General features: G+C 64.4%; 15 protein-coding genes. 7 read left to right on the top strand and 8 right to left on the bottom strand.

Going from position 1 to position 16,243, the window contains the following annotated elements; all coding sequences use genetic code 11:
• Window positions 1-4: 4 nt before the first annotated feature.
• Genes J2X37_RS14350 through J2X37_RS14335 form a run of 4 tightly spaced genes read right to left on the bottom strand, consistent with a single transcriptional unit; the run spans window position 5 to window position 4,594 of the window.
• Entirely contained in the window at window positions 5-799 is a 795-nt protein-coding gene (locus J2X37_RS14350; RefSeq protein ID WP_310022551.1) for an SDR family oxidoreductase, read from the bottom strand.
• Window positions 799-3,000 (bottom strand): CoA transferase, encoded by a 2,202-nt coding sequence (locus J2X37_RS14345; protein WP_310022548.1) that lies wholly within the window; start codon window positions 2,998-3,000, stop codon window positions 799-801. Before J2X37_RS14345 ends, J2X37_RS14350 begins: the two co-directional genes overlap by 1 nt.
• On the bottom strand, window positions 2,997-3,815 hold the full coding sequence (locus tag J2X37_RS14340; protein ID WP_310022546.1) for an enoyl-CoA hydratase-related protein: 819 nt from the start codon (window positions 3,813-3,815) through the stop codon (window positions 2,997-2,999). Before J2X37_RS14340 ends, J2X37_RS14345 begins: the two co-directional genes overlap by 4 nt.
• Window positions 3,812-4,594 (bottom strand): enoyl-CoA hydratase-related protein, encoded by a 783-nt coding sequence (locus J2X37_RS14335; protein ID WP_310022544.1) that lies wholly within the window; start codon window positions 4,592-4,594, stop codon window positions 3,812-3,814. Before J2X37_RS14335 ends, J2X37_RS14340 begins: the two co-directional genes overlap by 4 nt.
• A 221-nt stretch (window positions 4,595-4,815) precedes the next feature.
• On the opposite strand from J2X37_RS14335, the gene J2X37_RS14330 reads away from it, so the two are divergent.
• Window positions 4,816-5,826 (top strand): NADPH:quinone oxidoreductase family protein, encoded by a 1,011-nt coding sequence (locus J2X37_RS14330; RefSeq protein ID WP_310022542.1) that lies wholly within the window; start codon window positions 4,816-4,818, stop codon window positions 5,824-5,826.
• A gap of 40 nt (window positions 5,827-5,866) precedes the next feature.
• Here the strand turns inward: J2X37_RS14330 and J2X37_RS14325 are convergent, their stop codons facing one another.
• Complete coding sequence (locus J2X37_RS14325) at window positions 5,867-7,057, bottom strand: thiolase family protein (RefSeq protein ID WP_310022540.1); 1,191 nt, start codon at window positions 7,055-7,057, stop codon at window positions 5,867-5,869.
• Window positions 7,058-7,280: 223 nt separating this feature from the next.
• Here J2X37_RS14325 and J2X37_RS14320 point away from each other — a divergent pair, with 223 nt between their 5' ends.
• Genes J2X37_RS14320 through J2X37_RS14310 form a run of 3 tightly spaced genes read left to right on the top strand, consistent with a single transcriptional unit; the run spans window position 7,281 to window position 9,385 of the window.
• The gene (locus tag J2X37_RS14320) at window positions 7,281-7,718 is read left to right on the top strand and encodes a Zn-ribbon domain-containing OB-fold protein (RefSeq protein WP_310022538.1); all 438 of its coding nucleotides are present in this window, start codon (window positions 7,281-7,283) and stop codon (window positions 7,716-7,718) included.
• A gap of 60 nt (window positions 7,719-7,778) precedes the next feature.
• Window positions 7,779-8,576, top strand: a complete 798-nt coding sequence (locus J2X37_RS14315; protein ID WP_310022536.1) for an enoyl-CoA hydratase/isomerase family protein — start codon at window positions 7,779-7,781, stop codon at window positions 8,574-8,576.
• Complete coding sequence (locus J2X37_RS14310; RefSeq protein ID WP_310022534.1) at window positions 8,573-9,385, top strand: enoyl-CoA hydratase-related protein; 813 nt, start codon at window positions 8,573-8,575, stop codon at window positions 9,383-9,385. The genes J2X37_RS14315 and J2X37_RS14310 overlap by 4 nt, the downstream gene beginning before the upstream one ends.
• A gap of 797 nt (window positions 9,386-10,182) precedes the next feature.
• On the opposite strand, the gene J2X37_RS14305 is transcribed toward J2X37_RS14310, so the two are convergent.
• Entirely contained in the window at window positions 10,183-11,058 is an 876-nt protein-coding gene (locus tag J2X37_RS14305) for a LysR family transcriptional regulator (RefSeq protein WP_310022532.1), read from the bottom strand.
• 137 nt (window positions 11,059-11,195) lie between these two features.
• On the opposite strand from J2X37_RS14305, the gene J2X37_RS14300 reads away from it, so the two are divergent.
• Window positions 11,196-12,044: a TauD/TfdA family dioxygenase gene (locus J2X37_RS14300; RefSeq protein ID WP_310022530.1), complete on the top strand. Its 849-nt coding sequence runs from the start codon at window positions 11,196-11,198 to the stop codon at window positions 12,042-12,044.
• Window positions 12,045-12,166: 122 nt separating this feature from the next.
• Window positions 12,167-13,423 (top strand): cytochrome P450, encoded by a 1,257-nt coding sequence (locus J2X37_RS14295; protein ID WP_310022528.1) that lies wholly within the window; start codon window positions 12,167-12,169, stop codon window positions 13,421-13,423.
• Between the two features lie 79 nt (window positions 13,424-13,502).
• Here the strand turns inward: J2X37_RS14295 and J2X37_RS14290 are convergent, their stop codons facing one another.
• Together J2X37_RS14290 and J2X37_RS14285 are read right to left on the bottom strand one after the other, a co-directional pair.
• A complete protein-coding gene (locus J2X37_RS14290; RefSeq protein WP_310022526.1) occupies window positions 13,503-14,645 on the bottom strand; it encodes a thiolase family protein in 1,143 nt (380 codons plus the stop codon).
• Window positions 14,642-15,076 carry an OB-fold domain-containing protein gene (locus J2X37_RS14285; protein ID WP_310022523.1) on the bottom strand — a complete coding sequence of 145 codons (435 nt, stop codon included), beginning with the start codon at window positions 15,074-15,076 and terminating at the stop codon, window positions 14,642-14,644. Before J2X37_RS14285 ends, J2X37_RS14290 begins: the two co-directional genes overlap by 4 nt.
• Window positions 15,077-15,305: 229 nt before the next feature.
• On the opposite strand from J2X37_RS14285, the gene J2X37_RS14280 reads away from it, so the two are divergent.
• The gene (locus tag J2X37_RS14280; protein ID WP_310022521.1) at window positions 15,306-16,208 is read left to right on the top strand and encodes a LysR family transcriptional regulator; all 903 of its coding nucleotides are present in this window, start codon (window positions 15,306-15,308) and stop codon (window positions 16,206-16,208) included.
• The last annotated feature ends 35 nt before the right edge of the window (window positions 16,209-16,243 follow it).

The following is a 16,243-nucleotide window of genomic DNA, read 5'->3' as shown; positions in this document are numbered from 1 at the left end:
GCGATCAGACCTTCGAGGGGTCTGCCGCCATCCGGGCTGCGATCGTTTCGCTGGTTGGCTGTGCGCCGCGCAGTTCGATGAGGTCGATTTGCGCCTCGCGGGCGAGCGTGATGACGTTGAGAATGGTCTCGGCTGGGATCTCGGGTTCGATCTGAGCGCCTGACTGGCCGTAGAAGCCTGCATCCCGCGCTGCCGCACGGGCGCGGGTGCGCGCCTCGTCCGACCAGCCCCGGCTGAAGGTGCCGCGAACGTTGCCCGATCGATAGGTCGTAACCCGGATGCGATCGTCCGCAAGTTCGGCGCGCAGCACGACCGACAGCGTCTCCAGCGCCGATTTCGTCGCCGCGTAGAGCCCCAGGTGTGGATAGGGGTGATTGACGGATTCGGAGCTGATATTGACGATGTCGCCCCCGCCGCGCGCGCGCATCAGCGGGATGGACTCGCGGCAGCAGTAAAGTGGGCCGAGGATGTTTACTGCGACTTCCTTCTGGACGTCTGCGTCAAGGGCATCGACGATGGGATTGGGCGTTGCCAGTGCGGCATTGTTGACTAGAATATCGAGCCCGCCAAACCGCTTGGCGATGTCGGTGAATATGGTGCGAAGGGCATCCGGATCGCCGATGTCGGCGGCATAGGGCAGTGCGCGCGAACCGATTTGCGAGGCCGCCTTGTCCAGTTCTTCCCGGCCGCGTGCCAGCATCACGACATGCGCGCCTTCGTCTGCGAAGCGTTTCGTGATCGCGTAACCCATCCCGCGTGATGCGCCGGTCACGACAGCCACCTTGCCTTCCAACCTCATTATGCTTCCACTCCTTGAGGTTCGCGCAGGATGCCCGCATCCTCGAACCGCCTGATGTCTGATGATGTAAAACCGATTTCGCCGAGGATCTCGTCGCGGTGCTGGTCGATCGCGGGCGGTGCGCGGCGCGGGGCAACAGGCGTCTCGCCCATCGACCAGAACGCGCCGGGGTGCCGCAGTTCGCCGTAGACCGGATGCTGGTAACGCGCGACTAGACCGCGTTCTTTCAACGCGCCGTCGTGTAGGAACGCCTGTCCGGCCCCTGTCGGCACGCGCACCGCGGCAAAGCCCTCCGCACGCAGCGCGGCCAGCGCATCCTCGCACCTCGTGTCGGCCAAGGAACCGGGCGCGGGGGCCGATGCGTCCGGCCCCGTATGCGCGATCCAGCCGTCGGCGCATCGCGCCAGGCGGCGCCCTGGCGCAAAACCGGTCTGTTCGGGATCAAGGTCGGGAATTTGCGCGGTCAGCGAGCCATCGGGGCGCATGGCGACATCGGACATCGTCAGCACGCTTGCTCCCAGCAGCGACGCGGCGACCGGACTGCCCACGCCGGTGCGTTCGCGGCGATAAAGCGCGGCCATCATCCCGAACGCGAGCGAGGCGGCGCACATGTGGTCCATCATGCCGAAGCGCAGCCACGCCGGACGGTTGCCAGCCCCGGCGTGGGCGCGTTCCCAGCCGGCAGAGGCCTGGAACAGCTGGTCGTAACCGGGCCAGAAGCGTCGCTCGCCCTCAGGGCCATAGGCGCTGACATGTCCGAACACGACGCGTGGGTTGATGGCCGACAGATCGGCCCAAGTGAGGCCGAACCTGCGCGCGGTGGGCAGGCGGATGTTGTGGTGGACGATGTCCGCCCCTTGCACGAGGCGGGCGATGATCTCGCGCGCCGCGGGATTGCGCAGGTCGACCGCAAGCGAGCGCTTGCCCCTCTGGCAGCCGAGAAACGCCGATTCGTTGGCCCGCATCGGATCGCCGGTCGGCGGCTCCACCTTGATGACATCGGCGCCAAGGTCGGCAAGCAGCATCGTCGCCAGCGGCCCGGCGAGGTAGTTGCCGAAATCGATGACGCGCAAGCCTTCCAGCAGGGGCGCGGCCGCCGATTTGACGGGGTCGGGAAATTCGACCGGGCAGCGCGGTTGCAGCACCCGCGCACGATCGGCATCTGGGCGCGAGACGGGGCGGCCCGCGTCGGCGGGCGGCGTGATCGTGACGGGTGCGCCGGGCGCGCGGATCGTGCCCACGTCGGGGTCGTCGAATTCCACGACGTAGCGGTTGGCTGCAGCCTGCGCATCGGCATAGAGCTCGCCCATCGGCATCGCCGGCTGGGCCGGGATGTCGGATGCCCACAGATCCTCCAGCCATTCCGCGCTGGGCCTGCTCCGGAATGCGCGGACGTTCGCGCCCCAGTTCCGGTAACGGAAATGGGCAGGCCACTTCGCGTTCTCGGCGGCCACCGTATCGGGCCCCATCTCGTCCATCAACCGCTTCATGAGGGGCGTCTGGTCGGCGTTCTTCATGATGTGCAGCCACACGCCGTCGCCGCATTCGAAGATCGAGGGAAGCATACGCTTGTCGATCCGCCCGGTCAGCCCCTCCGTCGGCCTTTCGGCATCGCGCCACAGCATCATCGAGGGCAGCAGCGCGCCTTGCATGATCGTGGTGTCGGCAGGCCCCGCGGGCATCCCGCGCAGGCGCGCCACCAGTCTGGCCGCGATCCCCGTGGCGGCCAACCATGCCGCGCAATAGCTGCCGAAGGGCAGGCGCACGAAGGCAGGTCCGTCGCGGTGCGTCGCTGGCTGTTCGTCGAGCAGGCCGATCGCTGCCATGACCAGGAAATCGTCTGCCGGCAGATCGTCGTGGCCGATACCCGTTGGCGCGGCGGCAATGCAGCACGTGACGAGGTGCGGGGCCATGGTATCGATAGCGAGACCGGGTTCGCGGATCAGCACGTCGGCGCCCGCCAGCAGGCCGGACAGGCGATCGCCCTCTATCTCCGGGTCCAGCGCGATGCTGCGCTTGCCCTGGTTGCGCGCGGCAAAACCGGCGCTGCCCCGCTCGGCCGATCCGCCGGCGGGCTCCACCTTCACCACCTCGGCGCCCATCTGACCCAGCATCATCGCCGCCACCGATCCGGCGATACCGCTGGCGCACTCAATGACGCGAAGGCCGACGAACGGCAGGGTCTGCGCCGGAACGGTCATTGTGCCCGCCACGCCGGTTCGCGCTTTGCGGCAAAGGCGCGCGCGCCTTCCAGCGCCTCGTCGCTCGCGCGCCAGCGCTGCATCGCGGGCGCCTGTTCCTGGCGGGCCAAGGCCTCCGGGAGCGATGGGTAGTCCAGCGAGGTTTCAACCATCTGCATCGTCGTGGCGAGCGCACCCGGCCCGCAGCGCAGCAGCGTGCGGGCAAGTTCGCGCGCCGCGTCGTCCAGCGCATCGATACCCACGACCCGGTTGACGAGGCCGAAATCCAGCGCCTCTGCGGCGGTAAGGCGGCGACCCGTCAGTGCGATGTCCATCGCCCGCTTGGCCCCCACCGCTCGGATCAGCCGATGCGGACCGCCGCCGATCGCGACCATGCCGAAGCCCGGTTCGGGCAGCGACAGGCGGGCGGTATCGACCATGACGACAAGGTCGCAGGCCAAGGCCAGTTCCAGACCGCCGCCATAGGCATCGCCGTTGATCGCGGCGATCAGCGGCTTCGTCCTGCCGAATCGGCTGGCGATCCCGCCATAGCCGCCCGGCGGCAGCGCCAGCGGGCCTTCCCCGCGCGAGCGCCGCTCTGCCGCGGCCTTGAGGTCCGATCCGACGCAGAAGGCCCGGCCCGTCGCGGTGAGGATTGCCACCCGCAGGCTTTCGTCCGCCTCGAACCTATCGAAGGCATCCTGCATCGCGAGGTGCATCTCGGGCGAGATGGCGTTCAGGCGGGCAGGGCGGGCAAGAGCGACAGTCAGGATCGGTCCGTCCACCGAAACCTCTATTCCGGCGGGATCATCCCCCATGCCCGAGGCGGCATTCACTTGCCCTTCCACTGCGGCTTGCGTTTCTCGGCAAAGGCGCGCGGGCCTTCGAGGAAATCGTCGGATGCGCGCAGCGCGTCGCGACCGGGGAAGGAATGGTCGATGACCTCGCTGAGCGGGCGGGCGAGGCCGCACATCGCGGTTTCCTTGGTGGCCCGAACGGCCAGCGGCGAATTCTCCACGATCTCGCTGGCCCAGCGGCGCGCAGCCGACATCAGTTCGGAATGGGGCACGACTTCGTTCACGAAACCGTAGTTCGCGGCTTCCTGCGCGGCCATGCTGCGACCCGTAAGAAGCAGGCCCATCGCCTGTTGCCAGGGCAAGGCGCGGGGGACGCGATGCGCGCCGCCTGCGCCGGCAAGCTGGCCGAACTTCACTTCGGGCAGGCCGAACCGGGCATGGTCTGCCGCGATCACGATATCGCAGGCGAGCAGGATCTCGAAGCCGCCGCCCAGTGCCGAGCCGTTGGCCGCGCCGATCACCGGCTTGAACAGGTCGTGCCGCTTGGCCAGACCGCCGAATCCGCCCGACCACTTGTCCTGCGTCAACTGGTCACCGCGGGCACGCGCCTTCATGTCGTTGCCGGCGCAGAATGCCTTGTCACCCTCGCCGGTAATGATGGCGACCCACGCATCGTCGTCGCTGGCGAAATGGTCAAAGGCCTTGCCCAGTTCGATATTGGCAAGGTTGTCGAGCGCGTTGCGCGCCTCGGCCCGGCGTATTGTCACGATCGCGACATGGCCTTCCATCTCGTAGCTGATGCGTTCGAAATCGTTCACGAGTAACCTCTCTACCTTTCTGCACACTATTACGAACTGACGCTCCGTCAACTGGCGGACACAACGTCGCCGAGCCCGCCTAAAATTACGAAAGCCCCGGAATTGCAGGCTTTCGCCGCCGGGTAAGGTGACTGATTACATAGTGCCGCCTAACCCGAATGCTTTGCTCGGCGCACGCCTGGCTAGTCTGCGCATCAATCGAGAATGGACAAGGAGAAGGCATGCCGGGCCGCTGCATCAGGACCGACACCGTGCGCGCGATCGAGGCCTACAGGATCGTCGAGCAGGCCGTGCCCGAGCCGGGAGCGGGCGAGGTGCGGTTGCGCATCGCCGCATGCGGAGTCGGCCATGTCGATGCTCTGCACGCGACAGGCCGCTACCAGATGGCGGCGACGGTGCCTTTCGTGCCCGGAGTCGAAGTCGCAGGCATCGTCGATGCATTGGGGCCGGATGTGGAGGGTCTGGCCGTGGGCGAACGGGTGCTCTCGATGGTGACAGTGAAGGATGGCTTCTCGGATTACACGCTTGTGCCAGCGCGGCATCTTGCAAAGCTTCCGGCCAGCATGGGCCTTGCCGAGGCGGCGAGCATCAGGGTCAACGCGCTGACCGCGCTCTATGCTCTCAAGGACAGGGGCCAGGTCCGGGTCGGGGAGACGGTGCTGGTCTTCGGTGCGGCCGGGGGGGTGGGAAGCGCGGCGGTGACGATCGCGCAGATCCTTGGTGCGAGAGTCATCGCCGCGGCGTCGACGGAAGAAAAGCGCCTTTATGCGCGGGCGCTGGGCTCTGCGGCGTGCGTCGATACCGCTCCCGAGGGCTGGCGCGACAGGCTGGCCGATGCCGCGGCAAGGGTGTCCGGCGAAGCGAACGGGCGCGGGCAGTTGGATGTAGTGTTCGATCCCGTTTGCGGACCACTGTTCGGTCCGGCGTTCCGCTCGCTCGGCTGGAAGGGTCGCCATCTCGTCATCGGTTTCGTTGCCGGCAAGATACCCTATCTGAAAGCCAACCTTCCGCTGCTGAAAGGTGCATCTCTCGTCGGCGTCGACATTCGCAATTTCAATCTGCGCGAGGCCGATGCCGCCGAAGCGAACCGCGATCTCCTGCGCCAATGGCTTGCCGACGGAACGTTTCCCCCGCCGCCCGTGCAGACATTCGCGTTCGAACGTTTCCGCGAGGCGCTGCTGAATGCCGCCTCCGGCAAGACGCCAGGCAAGACCGTGCTCGTGATGGACTGATCGGCCGGGCGCAGCCACAGGGCTGCGCACGTCGCAACCCTCAGTCGCGGCGCAACAGGATAGATCCGGCCAGCGGACCGCCGCCAGCAGCCGCCACGCCGACATTGACGTTGCCCGGCACCTGCCGTTCGCCGCCTTCGCCCCACATCTGGATGCAGGTTTCCCAAAGCAGGCCAAATCCGTGCATGCGTCCGCCCGAAAGCTGGCCGCCGCCAGTGTTGACGGGAAGTTCTCCGTCCAGTGCGATGCGATGGCCGCCATCGACGAAAGCCCCGCTTTCGCCGTGGCCGCAGAAACCCAGCGCCTCGAGCCAGATCAGCGTCTGGGGGCTGAACCCGTCATAGAGATTGGCGACCCGCACGTCCTTGGGTTTGAAGTCGGTTTTCGTCCACAAGTGGGGCCCGTTCTCGAGCGCCATCATGCCCCACTTGGGCTCGAACTGGTCCCAGCTGTAGTGGTTGCCCACCCGTCCGGAAATGCTCTCGATGATTAGCGGTTTCTTGCGTGTGTCCCTCGCCGCATCGAGGCGCGAGACGATAATTACCGTCGACGAGTCGAGCAGCGCATCGCAATCGTACAGGCCCAGCGGGTCGCAGATCATGCGCGCGTTCAGATAATCTTCCATTGTCATCGGATCGCGATAGATGGCGCGCGGGTTCCTGGCCGCGTTCTTGCGCGTATTGAGAACCAGGTGGCCAAGCTGTTCCTTCGTCGTGCCGAATTCGTGCATGTGACGGCGGAACATCATGGCCGTGCAAGCTACGGGCGAAACGACGTCAAACGGGCGGTGGTACATCCACTTGCCACTGACGCGCTCGTACCCGTCAGAAGGTTTGCGCGGGTGGGCACGGTCGTGAAGCTGCTGGGTATACTGGGCAAGGGTGCGATAGCACAACACGTGCCGTGCCTGCCCCGACATCACCGCGCCCACCGCGTCGAAAATAGAGGTGAACTGCGCTGGCCCTTCCACGCCGCCCGAGAAGAAATTGAGGTCGATGCCCAGCGTTTCCTTCAGCTCGGTCACGTCGATCGGGGAATCGTTCTTGGTGGAGGCCCGCAGCGGGAATGTGGCGATGCCGTCGATGTCCTTGAGCGTCAGGCCGGCATCGGCCAGTGCCTCGTCGATTGCATCGAGCATGACGTCCATGATCGGGCGCGCGTTGTCGCGGCCCGGGGCGCAAAGTCCGACGCCGGTGATTGCTGCCTCTATCCGGCCGTTAGCGATTGGCATCAGTATTCCTCATCGGACGTGTGCTTGGGGTCTGTGCCCTACTTTCAGATATGGCGGCACAAGGACCATATGTATTGCACGAGATATCGGTGCATCTCTCCATTTCCGGGGCACAGAAGGCGGATTTGCGGGGTTTGGGCGAGATCGGGCCTGAACCACGTCGGTTGCACTGTGGCGCGCTATGGAGTTAGCAACCGGCCCGACGATACAGGATCCCGACGCCATGACACAGACACTGCGCAATTCCCCGCCCCGACGCTACCTCCCCGTTATCGAGGAGGGTGCGCGCGGCGAATTCTGGCGGTGCGGCGCGGACGGCGTGCTTCGCATCACGCGCTGCCAGTCCTGCGGCCACTATATTCACCCGCACCGCGACGCATGTCCGCAGTGTCACTCGCGTGACGTAACGCCCGAGGCCGTGTCGGGCAAGGGCACGCTGGAGACCTGGACGGTGAACCGGCAAAAGTGGTTCCGCGGGCTGGACGAGCCCTTCGCCGTGGGCGCTGTCACCTTGGACGAGCAGGCGGGTCTCAACCTCACTACCAACATAGTCAACTGCGATCTCGACGCCCTTAGCATCGGCATGAAGGTGCGCGTCGTTTTCGAGAACATCGAGGATACGTGGCTGGCGCTTTTCGAGCCCGATACGGCAAAGCAATAATTCCTGAATGGGCGCGATCACGTAGTAGTGCCAGCCGCTTTGAGTGATAGGCCTTGCTTCATGTTTGAACAGAACGACTACACCAACATCCTCGTCGACCTCGCGGACGGCGTGCTGACCGTGACCCTGAACCGCCCGGAAAAGGCGAACAGCTTCAATAACGACACTATCCGCGATTTCGAGCGGTTGTGGAACGAGTCGCGCCGTGCGGAGGAAGTGCGCTGCATCGTCTTGCGCGCTGCTGAGGGAAAGGCGTTCTGCACCGGGGTGGATATCCGGACCGGCTGGCGGGCCGAGGACGAGATGCCTGCTCCGTTCGACTATGACGATCCGGGTGACTGGCTGGGCCCGAAGACCAACCGCGTCTGGAAGCCGTTCGTCGTCGCCGTGCACGGCATGGCCGCCGGCGGCGCGTTCTACTGGCTGAACGAGGCGGACATCGCCATCTGTTCCGAAGACGCGACCTTCTTCGACCCTCACCTGAAATTCGGCAAGCTGTCGTCGGTGGAGCCGATCGGCATGCTGGGCCGCATCCCCTATCAGGAAATCAGCCGCATGGTGCTGATGGCTGACGAGGAGCGCATCGGCGCCGAAACCGCCATGCGCATCAGCTTGGTGACCGAGGTGGTGAAGCGTGAGGATCTGTGGGATCGCGCGAACGAGATCGCGCGGAGCATCGCCGCGCGCGATCCTGTCCCGACACAAGGCAGCATCAAGGCGTTGTGGCTGGCGCAGAGCCTGCCCCGGGACCAGGCGATCGCGGGCGCCGTGCAGTACGTGCAAGTCAGCAAGGGGGCCGTGGGCGTGAAAGCTGCGGGCAAGTCGATTTCCCAGTCCAAGCCGTGGAAAGTGCGGTGAGCGCGGCGGACAGCGGCGGACTCCTGGTTCGCGACGAGGGGCGGCTGCGGATCATCATGCTGAACCGCCCCGACCGGATGAACGCGCTGACCGCCGACCTGCATCACCGACTGCAGGAGGCGGTCGTGGCCGCGGGCAACGATCCCGATGTCGGCGCGGTGGCGCTGACCGGGGCGGGCAGGGCCTTCTGTTCGGGCGGCGACGTGCGCAAGAGCAGCGAAGATGCGGCCAATGCTTCGCGAGCCGAGACAATAGAGGAACGCGCCGACACGATCATCGCGCATGGCCGCACGGCGATTGCGCTGCACCGCATGGGCAAGCCGACGATCGCGCTGGTCAACGGTGCGGCGGCAGGATCGGGCATGGCGCTGGCGCTGGCCTGCGACCTTCGCGTGATGGCAAGCGATGCGGTCATGCGCACTGCCTATGCCCGCATCGGACTGAGCGGAGACTTGGGCCTCACCTATTTCCTGCATCGGCTGGCGGGCCCCGCACGGGCGGTGGAACTGATGATGCTGAACGAGAAGTTGGACGCGGCGCGGTGCGAGGCAATTGGCCTCGCCAACCTCGTTCTTCCTGCGGAAGGCTTTGCTGAGGCGGCAGAGGCCTTTGCCGCGACGCTTGCCGCAGGGCCGACGGTTGCGTTTCGATGCATGAAGCAGAACCTGCACACCGCCGCGGCAGGTAATCTCGAACACACGATCGAGCGTGAGGCCTACAACACCGCACGCTGCGTCCGCACAAAGGACGTGAAAGAAGCCAGCCTTGCTTTCCGCGAGAAGCGCGACCCGGTCTTCACCGGGACCTGAGGAGCACGGCGCGCCGCATGCCGGCCATGGCAGTTTGCGCTGGCTGTGGCCTTGGCTAGCCCCCTTCCGCTGTTCAGGGTAGCCTTGCTCAACGAGATGGAGGCGCGCGCTCCGGGCTCGATCTGGGGGCTGGCCGTGGCCTATCTGATGCGCGATCCCCTGCCGTCAAGTTTTTCGCAACTTGGTGCTGGCGTGGCTCTCGCTGGTCGCTTGCCAACTGCTCCGCGATGACGCTTTCCTTGTGCCGTGGTCAGCGTACTCGCGCTCGGCCTGCTGACCGTTTTCGTAGTGCCCTGTGCCGGTATAGGCGCGACGGACCGCTGGGGCTGTTGTTGTTTGTCGTTACCGAAGCGGTTGCCCTCTATCCGCTCGGCGGAGTCAATGCGGTTCCGCTCCGCTCGCTATTCATTAGACTGGGCGGGATCGGGCCGTGACGGGCGGCATGGCCACTTTCGCCTACATGTTGCGCCATCACGCCCTCCAAAGGGCAAAACGCTGCTCCTTCGCCGGTTCGCCAGAGGTGCGAGTCAAGGCGGCGATCACCGTATCCATAATTGCCGTTCGATTTCGGTGGCGATAATCGCCGCGCGGGACAAGCCGTACTGGTTGGCTTTCAGTTGCCTTTCCATGCCGATCTTCACGACCCCGCCCCACCGGCTAGATGCCTGCGTAGTGCACACGGGCCTGCCCGCCTTTTCATGTCGTCGGCTGAGGGTAAGGTGCCTGGCGCATCGTGCGGAATGAGGATCGTTCCGAGCCAGTCCAACTAAGGCGGCCGCCCGCGCCAAGCCTGATTGTCAGTTAGCGATGACGCGACGAGCCGTGTTCCAGAATCGGTTCAGCGTCCCGCGGTTCTCGCCCGAAAGGCGGGCAAGCACGAAGGATACCGGCTGCAGGCCGTTGAGCGCACGGCGCACGAAACCGTCGGGCGCAGGATTATCTCGGGGCCGGAGGCTGATCATCGCCAACCGATCGGCCGCGGCATGAAAAACGACGGCGGCCGCACCTTCGCTGACATGAACCGGATCGACTCCGCCCGAAAGGATCGGGCCGTAGACCTTGTCGAAATCCTCATGGTCGCGGTGGGGGCGGAAGGTGGCTACGCGAAGGCCGACAAGGTCGGCCGGATCGAGTGAGGCTCTTTTCGCAAGGGGATGTTCGGCGGGCAGGATCAGGTGGGGGCGTACATTCATCAGGGGCAAGACATCATGGGCCGGCCCGGTGCATCCGGCAATAACAAGCGCTGCATCCAGCGTGCGCGCGCCGAGCCGGGCAAGGTTGCGGGCGCTATCCCCGCTTGTCGTTGTAACAACTCCGCGCCCTGCTGTGCAGAACCTGTCGAGTAGGTTGCGGACCTGCGGCGACCAGTAGACGAAGGGATGCATGCCGAAACGGACCCGTGCGTCGTTCTCGCTCGACAGCAGGTCCACCATCCGCTGCGCTGCGTCCATTGCATCCGCCAGGGCGATCGCCTCGGGCAATAGCGCTTCGCCCTCAGGCGTCAGGCGGACAGCGCGGGTTGTACGCACGAAAAGTGCGAAGCCCAGTTCCCGTTCCAATAGTCGGACCTGACGTGACAGGGTCGCCTGGTCCACGCCAAGCGTGCGGGCTGCAGCGCTGAACGACAGCTGTTGCGCAACCTTGGCAAAACGACAGAGGTGAAGCGGGTTCATGATCCATGGCCATATAAATTTATGCTAGAACGTCAACAATCGTATGCTCAAATGCCCTTTGTTTCGGCCCAGTCCCGCACGATATCATGGACGGTGAAGGAGAGGACGACATGACGACGACTGAACTCGAACGGCAGATGGCCAAGCCGGGGCTTGAGGTCCGCCCCATCGGCGGATTCATCGGCGGCGAAGTGCGTGGGATCGACCTGTCGTGCCCGCTGTCGGCGCAGACCTGCCGAGAATTGCGCGCTGCCCTTTCGCGCTACGGGGTCCTCGTCATCCCTGACCAAGAATTGACGATGGAGCAGTATGTCCGCCTGGGTGAGGCTTTCGGGGAGCTTGAGCCGAACGACACGCTCGCCCATCCCGATGGCTTCCCGCAGGTCGGATCGCTTATCAAGGAAGCGGATCACGTCACCAGTATCGGCGACATGTGGCATACCGATCATACCTATCTCGAACGCCCAATGGCCTATACCATGCTGCGCGCGGTTGACCTGCCGCCCCATGGCGGCGACACTCTCTTCCTCAGTGCCAAAGCCGCCTTTGCCGCCTTGCCGGATGCGGTCAAGGAAACGCTGCGCACGCTCAAGGGGCTGCATTCGCGGTCCTACCTGATCCGCGACGGCAAGTACGCCGCTCAGTTCCTTGCCGAACGTCCGCCGCAGGGCGGCAAGATTGGTCCGAACAAGACCGCGGTTCACCCCGTCGTCACCACCCTTCCCGAAACGGGCGAGGAAGTGCTGTTCATCAATCCCGGCTATGTCGTGAAATTCGACGGCTGGTCGGCAAAGTTGTCACAGGGCCTGCTCGACTCGCTGTTCGAGCATTGCCTTCAGCCCGAGTTCCAGTTCCGCCTGCGTTGGCGCGAAAATACGATCGCGATCTGGGACAACCGCCAGACCTGGCACTTCGCGGTCAATGACTACCAGGGCCATCGCCGTTCCATGCAGCGGCTGGTCATAGACAAGCGTGGCGACGACTGAGCGGAACTAAGCCATAATCCACCTGTCTCGCCGCCCATTCGTACGCGAAGGATGGGATGGCTCGTGTAAATTCGATGCCAGAACATGGCCGCTCGTGTGCGGTGAGCAAGCAGAGGAAGCTTATGTCCGAGCCCGCGACGATCGAACGACAAGTTCCGATCGAAGACCCAAATTTCTACCTCGACGATCCGTGGCCGACATTCGAATGGATGCAGCGGGAAGCGCCGTTCTACATGTACGAGCCGCTGAGGACCTATGTCATCACACGGCATAGGGACATCATGGCCATCGCGCCCCGCGCGGATGTGTTCAGCAACGCGCGCGGCATCTTCCTTAACGAGATCAAGTACCGCGAACAGGCCGGGGATGCGAATTTCTCCGAAGGTTTCTGGCCCGAAGGCGGGGAGCAAATCGGCAACACGGATCCGCCCCGGCATCAGGAATTGCGCCGGGTAAGCCAAGGCGCCTTCACCGTTCCGGCCATCCAGGCGGTGCAGGAAAAGGTTGCCGCGCATGTCGACCGGATGATGGATGAGATGGGCGACAAGGGCGAGGTCGACTATTGGGATTTTGCTGCAGGCCTTCCGATCGAGGCGGCATGCCACCTCATCGGCTTGCCGGCGACGGATCGGGCTCGCGTCCAGCATTGGAGCGACGAGCTGGAGAAGCTGGGTGCCGACATTCCCTTCCAGGAACTGATGGCCGCTGTCGCGGGCTTCGACACGCTCAAGGATTACATCACCGAAAACGTGGAGCGCTGCAAGGCGGAGCGCGCGGAGGGTAATGTGCACGGCCTTTCTCTGATCGACGTCCTGCTTGACGCGGAACTCGATGGCATCAAGGGCGTCAAATTACCCAATGTGATCACCTTCGCCATGACCGCCATGGCAGCGGGTGCCGACACCACGCGGGCGCTGCTGCTGGGCCTACCTTACTACCTTGCCAAGAACCCTGACCAGTGGCAGCGGCTGAAGCAGGATCGCTCGCTGGTGAAGACCGCGATCGAGGAGACACTGCGCCTCGTCTCTCCGGCCCGGGCATTCCTGCGCTATGTGCACCAGGACGTCGAGATCAACGGCCAGCAGATGAAGGAAGGCGAGCATGTCTACCTGATGTACTGGGCCGCCAACCGCGATCCCGAGGTGTTCGCCGACCCGCACAAGTTCGACGCGGGCCGCGCGAACGCGTCGCGCCACCTCGCGTTCGGAGCGGGGCCGCATGTCTGCCTCGGTTCGCGCCTCGCGAGGATGGAAGGGATCATCACGCTCAACGCGATGCTCGACAAATTCGAGCGCATCGAACTGACCGCCGAGCCGAAGCCGGTCGTCCACATCATCCGCAACAGCTGGGAAAACATGCCGCTGCGCTTCGTGCGCTGACCGGCCTTGCCCGGATGCGAAAAGGGCCGCCGCCCCGGCTGGGACGGCGGCCCTTTTCATGGGCGTTGTGCGTCAGGCTTCAGGCTTTTTCGAGAACGTGCACCGCACAGGCGCTGCCGAGGCCGACGACGTGGGTCAGGCCGATTCTCGCGCCTTCGACCTGGCGTGCGCCGGCCTCGCCCCGAAGATGCTGCGCTATCTCGTAGATATTGGCGATGCCGGTGGCGCCCAAGGGATGCCCCTTGGAGAGCAGCCCGCCCGACACGTTGACCGGAACTTTGCCGCCATGGGTCGTCGCCCCGCTGTCGAGGAAGGCGCCGCCTTCGCCCTCGGCACACAGGCCCAGGTTCTCGTAGTGCGGGATTTCGGCCGTGGCGAAGCAGTCGTGCAGTTCGACCAGGTTGACGTCTTCGGGCCCGACGCCGGCCATCTCATAGGCGCGCCTCGCTGCAAGCTGGGTGACGGTGTTAACGTCCTGCATAACGAGGTTGCGGTCGGTGAAGGGATCGCTGGCAAGTCCCGATCCGCGCACGCGGATGGCGCGGCCCATCAGACCCAGTTCCCTTGTGCGCTTCTCGCTCATCAGCACGGCGGCCGCCGAACCGTCGACGTTGACCGAGCACATCAGCTTGGTGAGCGGGTAGGCGATCATCTCGGCCGCCATCACCATGTCGAGGGGCGTTTCCTTCTGATACATCGCCTTGGGGTTGAGCACCGAATGCTTGTGGTTCTTTTCGGACACGCGGGCGAATTGTTCGAACGTGGTGCCATGCTTGCGGGTGTGTTCCATGCCCATTTGCGCGAAGACGGCAGGCATCACGCCCGAACCCAGCAGCCCTTCGGTGGGGATGGCCGTGCCGCCGCTGTTCTTGGGCACCAGCATGCCCTTGCCCATCTTTTCCGAGCCCACGGCCAGGCAGATGTCGTACATCCCGGCCTTGATCGCGATGAAAGCCTCCCGGAAGGCGGTTGCGCCGGTGGCACAGGCATTGGTGACGTTGACGACCGGCGCGCCGGTCTGGCCGATGTAGTGCAGCATGCGCTGGCCCATCATCGTGCCGTTGCAGGTGCCGGCATAGATGGCCTGCATGTCCTCGATCTTCAGGCCGCAATCGTCCAACGCCATTAGGGCAGCCTGGGCAGCCAGCGTCTCGGGCTTAGCATCGTCAAAGCGGCCGAACTTGATCATGTCGATGCCTACCACATAGACGTCGTTGCTCATCGTGCGGCCTCCTGTGCTGGAACGAAGAAGTGGGCAAGATAGCCTTCGCCATTGGCAACGGCGGTCGAGGCGGAGCGGAAGACGACATCGACGGGCATGCCGAACTTCACGTGCTCGGGGTCGGGCTCGATATCGAGCAGGTTGCCGCGCACCGTGCCGCCGCCGTCAAGATCGACCGTCGCCGACACGAAGGGTACTTTCACGCCCGGCAGGCTGCGATGGACGATCGTGTAGTTGTAGAGCGTGCCATGATTGGCAAGCCTGAGCTCGGTCATCTGGCCGCGTGCGCCACATTTCGGGCAATTCTCGAATTCGCCGAGGTGGGTCTGCGCACAGGCACCGCAGCGGCTTCCGACAAGATAGGGATCACCGGCCTCGTCAATCTTGGTATAGGGCGCGACAGGCTGTTCTGTCGTTGCGGCTTTTGTCATTCGCATCACCTTGTCACATCAGGAGCTAGGCCGTGGCCGACCGGCAAAATATGCCTGAAGCCAGTCTTCGCCGCTCGATCTATGCCTACCGGATATCGCAAACGGAAACGCAGACGGGTTTGCCAAAAATTAGGAGCAAGACTGTCCGGCGCGGCGCATTTCGCTGTCTGCTTCAAATGGCGCCCTCAGAGCACGTTGACTAGATTAGTCGGAGGGATAGGAAGAGGGAATGAATCTACGCTGGATCACACTTTTCGCCACGATCGCCGAGGAAGGCTCCTTCACCCGCGCCGCGACGAAGCTCAACATTGCACAGCCTTGGCTGTCGGCGCAGCTGCGCAAGCTTGAATACGAACTTGGCGTGCAGTTGCTGATCCGTGAGAACGTGGGCGTACGCGTGTCGGAAGCCGGCGAACTCCTGCTGCCTCATGCCCGGCAGATCGCGGAATCGGCACGGCTGTTCCGCGAAACCGCGCGCAGCTTGTCGCAGTCCCGCAGCCAGATGGTGAAGCTGGGTTGCTATGTCCCCATCATCGACGTCCCCGCGCTTAAGGCGACGACGCTGGATTTTGCAAATCGTTACTTCAACTTCGAGTTGGATACCGAAATGAACTATCCGGCGGACCTGGTGAAGTCGCTCGACGAGTGGAGCCTGGATCTGGCGCTGCTCCCGCGGGAGTGGGCTGAGAGCGCTCCCGAGATGGACGCGCTCTCCTTCGGATCGCCAGGCATTTACGTTCTGGTCCCCGCGAAAAAAGCCAGGAAGTTGGAGGACATTAGAGGCGCGACAGTCGGCGTGCCGCCCAAGGAATGGGGCAATGCCCTCGATTCGAGCCTGCGCGAAAGGTTCAAGGCCGAAGGTATCGCCACCAGCGAGGTGCCCGAATTCGATCGTCGCGCTATCGAGCATTCGGTCACCAGCCGCGGCGCGATGGTGGCCATGGCACTCGACGAGAAGGCTCTTGCCGCGCTCGATCCGCACGTGCGCGCGATTCCGGTCGACGGACTGGGTGTCGAGCATGTGCTGTGCCGCGTGCGGGGCCGGGAACTAGGCCGCGCCGCCGAACGATTCTGGACCATGTGCGAACGTATGCTGATCGAAAGCGGTTCCGGGGACGGGGCTGCACCCTAACTACCTAAATGCCATGAATCGCGTTTTGGAATCCG

The organism is Croceicoccus sp. BE223 (assembly GCF_031457155.1).
Taxonomy (GTDB): domain Bacteria; phylum Pseudomonadota; class Alphaproteobacteria; order Sphingomonadales; family Sphingomonadaceae; genus Croceicoccus.
Note: the sequence above shows the minus strand (reverse complement) of the source record. Positions and strands in the feature narration are given on the sequence as shown.

Excerpts from the sequence above, each read along its gene's own strand:
- J2X37_RS14290 (WP_310022526.1), bottom strand. The coding sequence starts at position 14,645 with ATGAGCAACGACGTCTATGTGGTAGGCATCGACATGATCAAGTTCGGC.
- J2X37_RS14325 (WP_310022540.1), bottom strand. The coding sequence starts at position 7,057 with ATGCCAATCGCTAACGGCCGGATAGAGGCAGCAATCACCGGCGTCGGA.
- J2X37_RS14315 (WP_310022536.1), top strand. The coding sequence starts at position 7,779 with ATGTTTGAACAGAACGACTACACCAACATCCTCGTCGACCTCGCGGAC.
- J2X37_RS14345 (WP_310022548.1), bottom strand. The coding sequence starts at position 3,000 with ATGACCGTTCCGGCGCAGACCCTGCCGTTCGTCGGCCTTCGCGTCATT.
- J2X37_RS14305 (WP_310022532.1), bottom strand. The coding sequence starts at position 11,058 with ATGAACCCGCTTCACCTCTGTCGTTTTGCCAAGGTTGCGCAACAGCTG.
- J2X37_RS14300 (WP_310022530.1), top strand. The coding sequence starts at position 11,196 with ATGGCCAAGCCGGGGCTTGAGGTCCGCCCCATCGGCGGATTCATCGGC.
- J2X37_RS14350 (WP_310022551.1), bottom strand. The coding sequence starts at position 799 with ATGAGGTTGGAAGGCAAGGTGGCTGTCGTGACCGGCGCATCACGCGGG.
- J2X37_RS14330 (WP_310022542.1), top strand. The coding sequence starts at position 4,816 with ATGCCGGGCCGCTGCATCAGGACCGACACCGTGCGCGCGATCGAGGCC.
- J2X37_RS14280 (WP_310022521.1), top strand. The coding sequence starts at position 15,306 with ATGAATCTACGCTGGATCACACTTTTCGCCACGATCGCCGAGGAAGGC.
- J2X37_RS14295 (WP_310022528.1), top strand. The coding sequence starts at position 12,167 with ATGTCCGAGCCCGCGACGATCGAACGACAAGTTCCGATCGAAGACCCA.
- J2X37_RS14320 (WP_310022538.1), top strand. The coding sequence starts at position 7,281 with ATGACACAGACACTGCGCAATTCCCCGCCCCGACGCTACCTCCCCGTT.
- J2X37_RS14285 (WP_310022523.1), bottom strand. The coding sequence starts at position 15,076 with ATGACAAAAGCCGCAACGACAGAACAGCCTGTCGCGCCCTATACCAAG.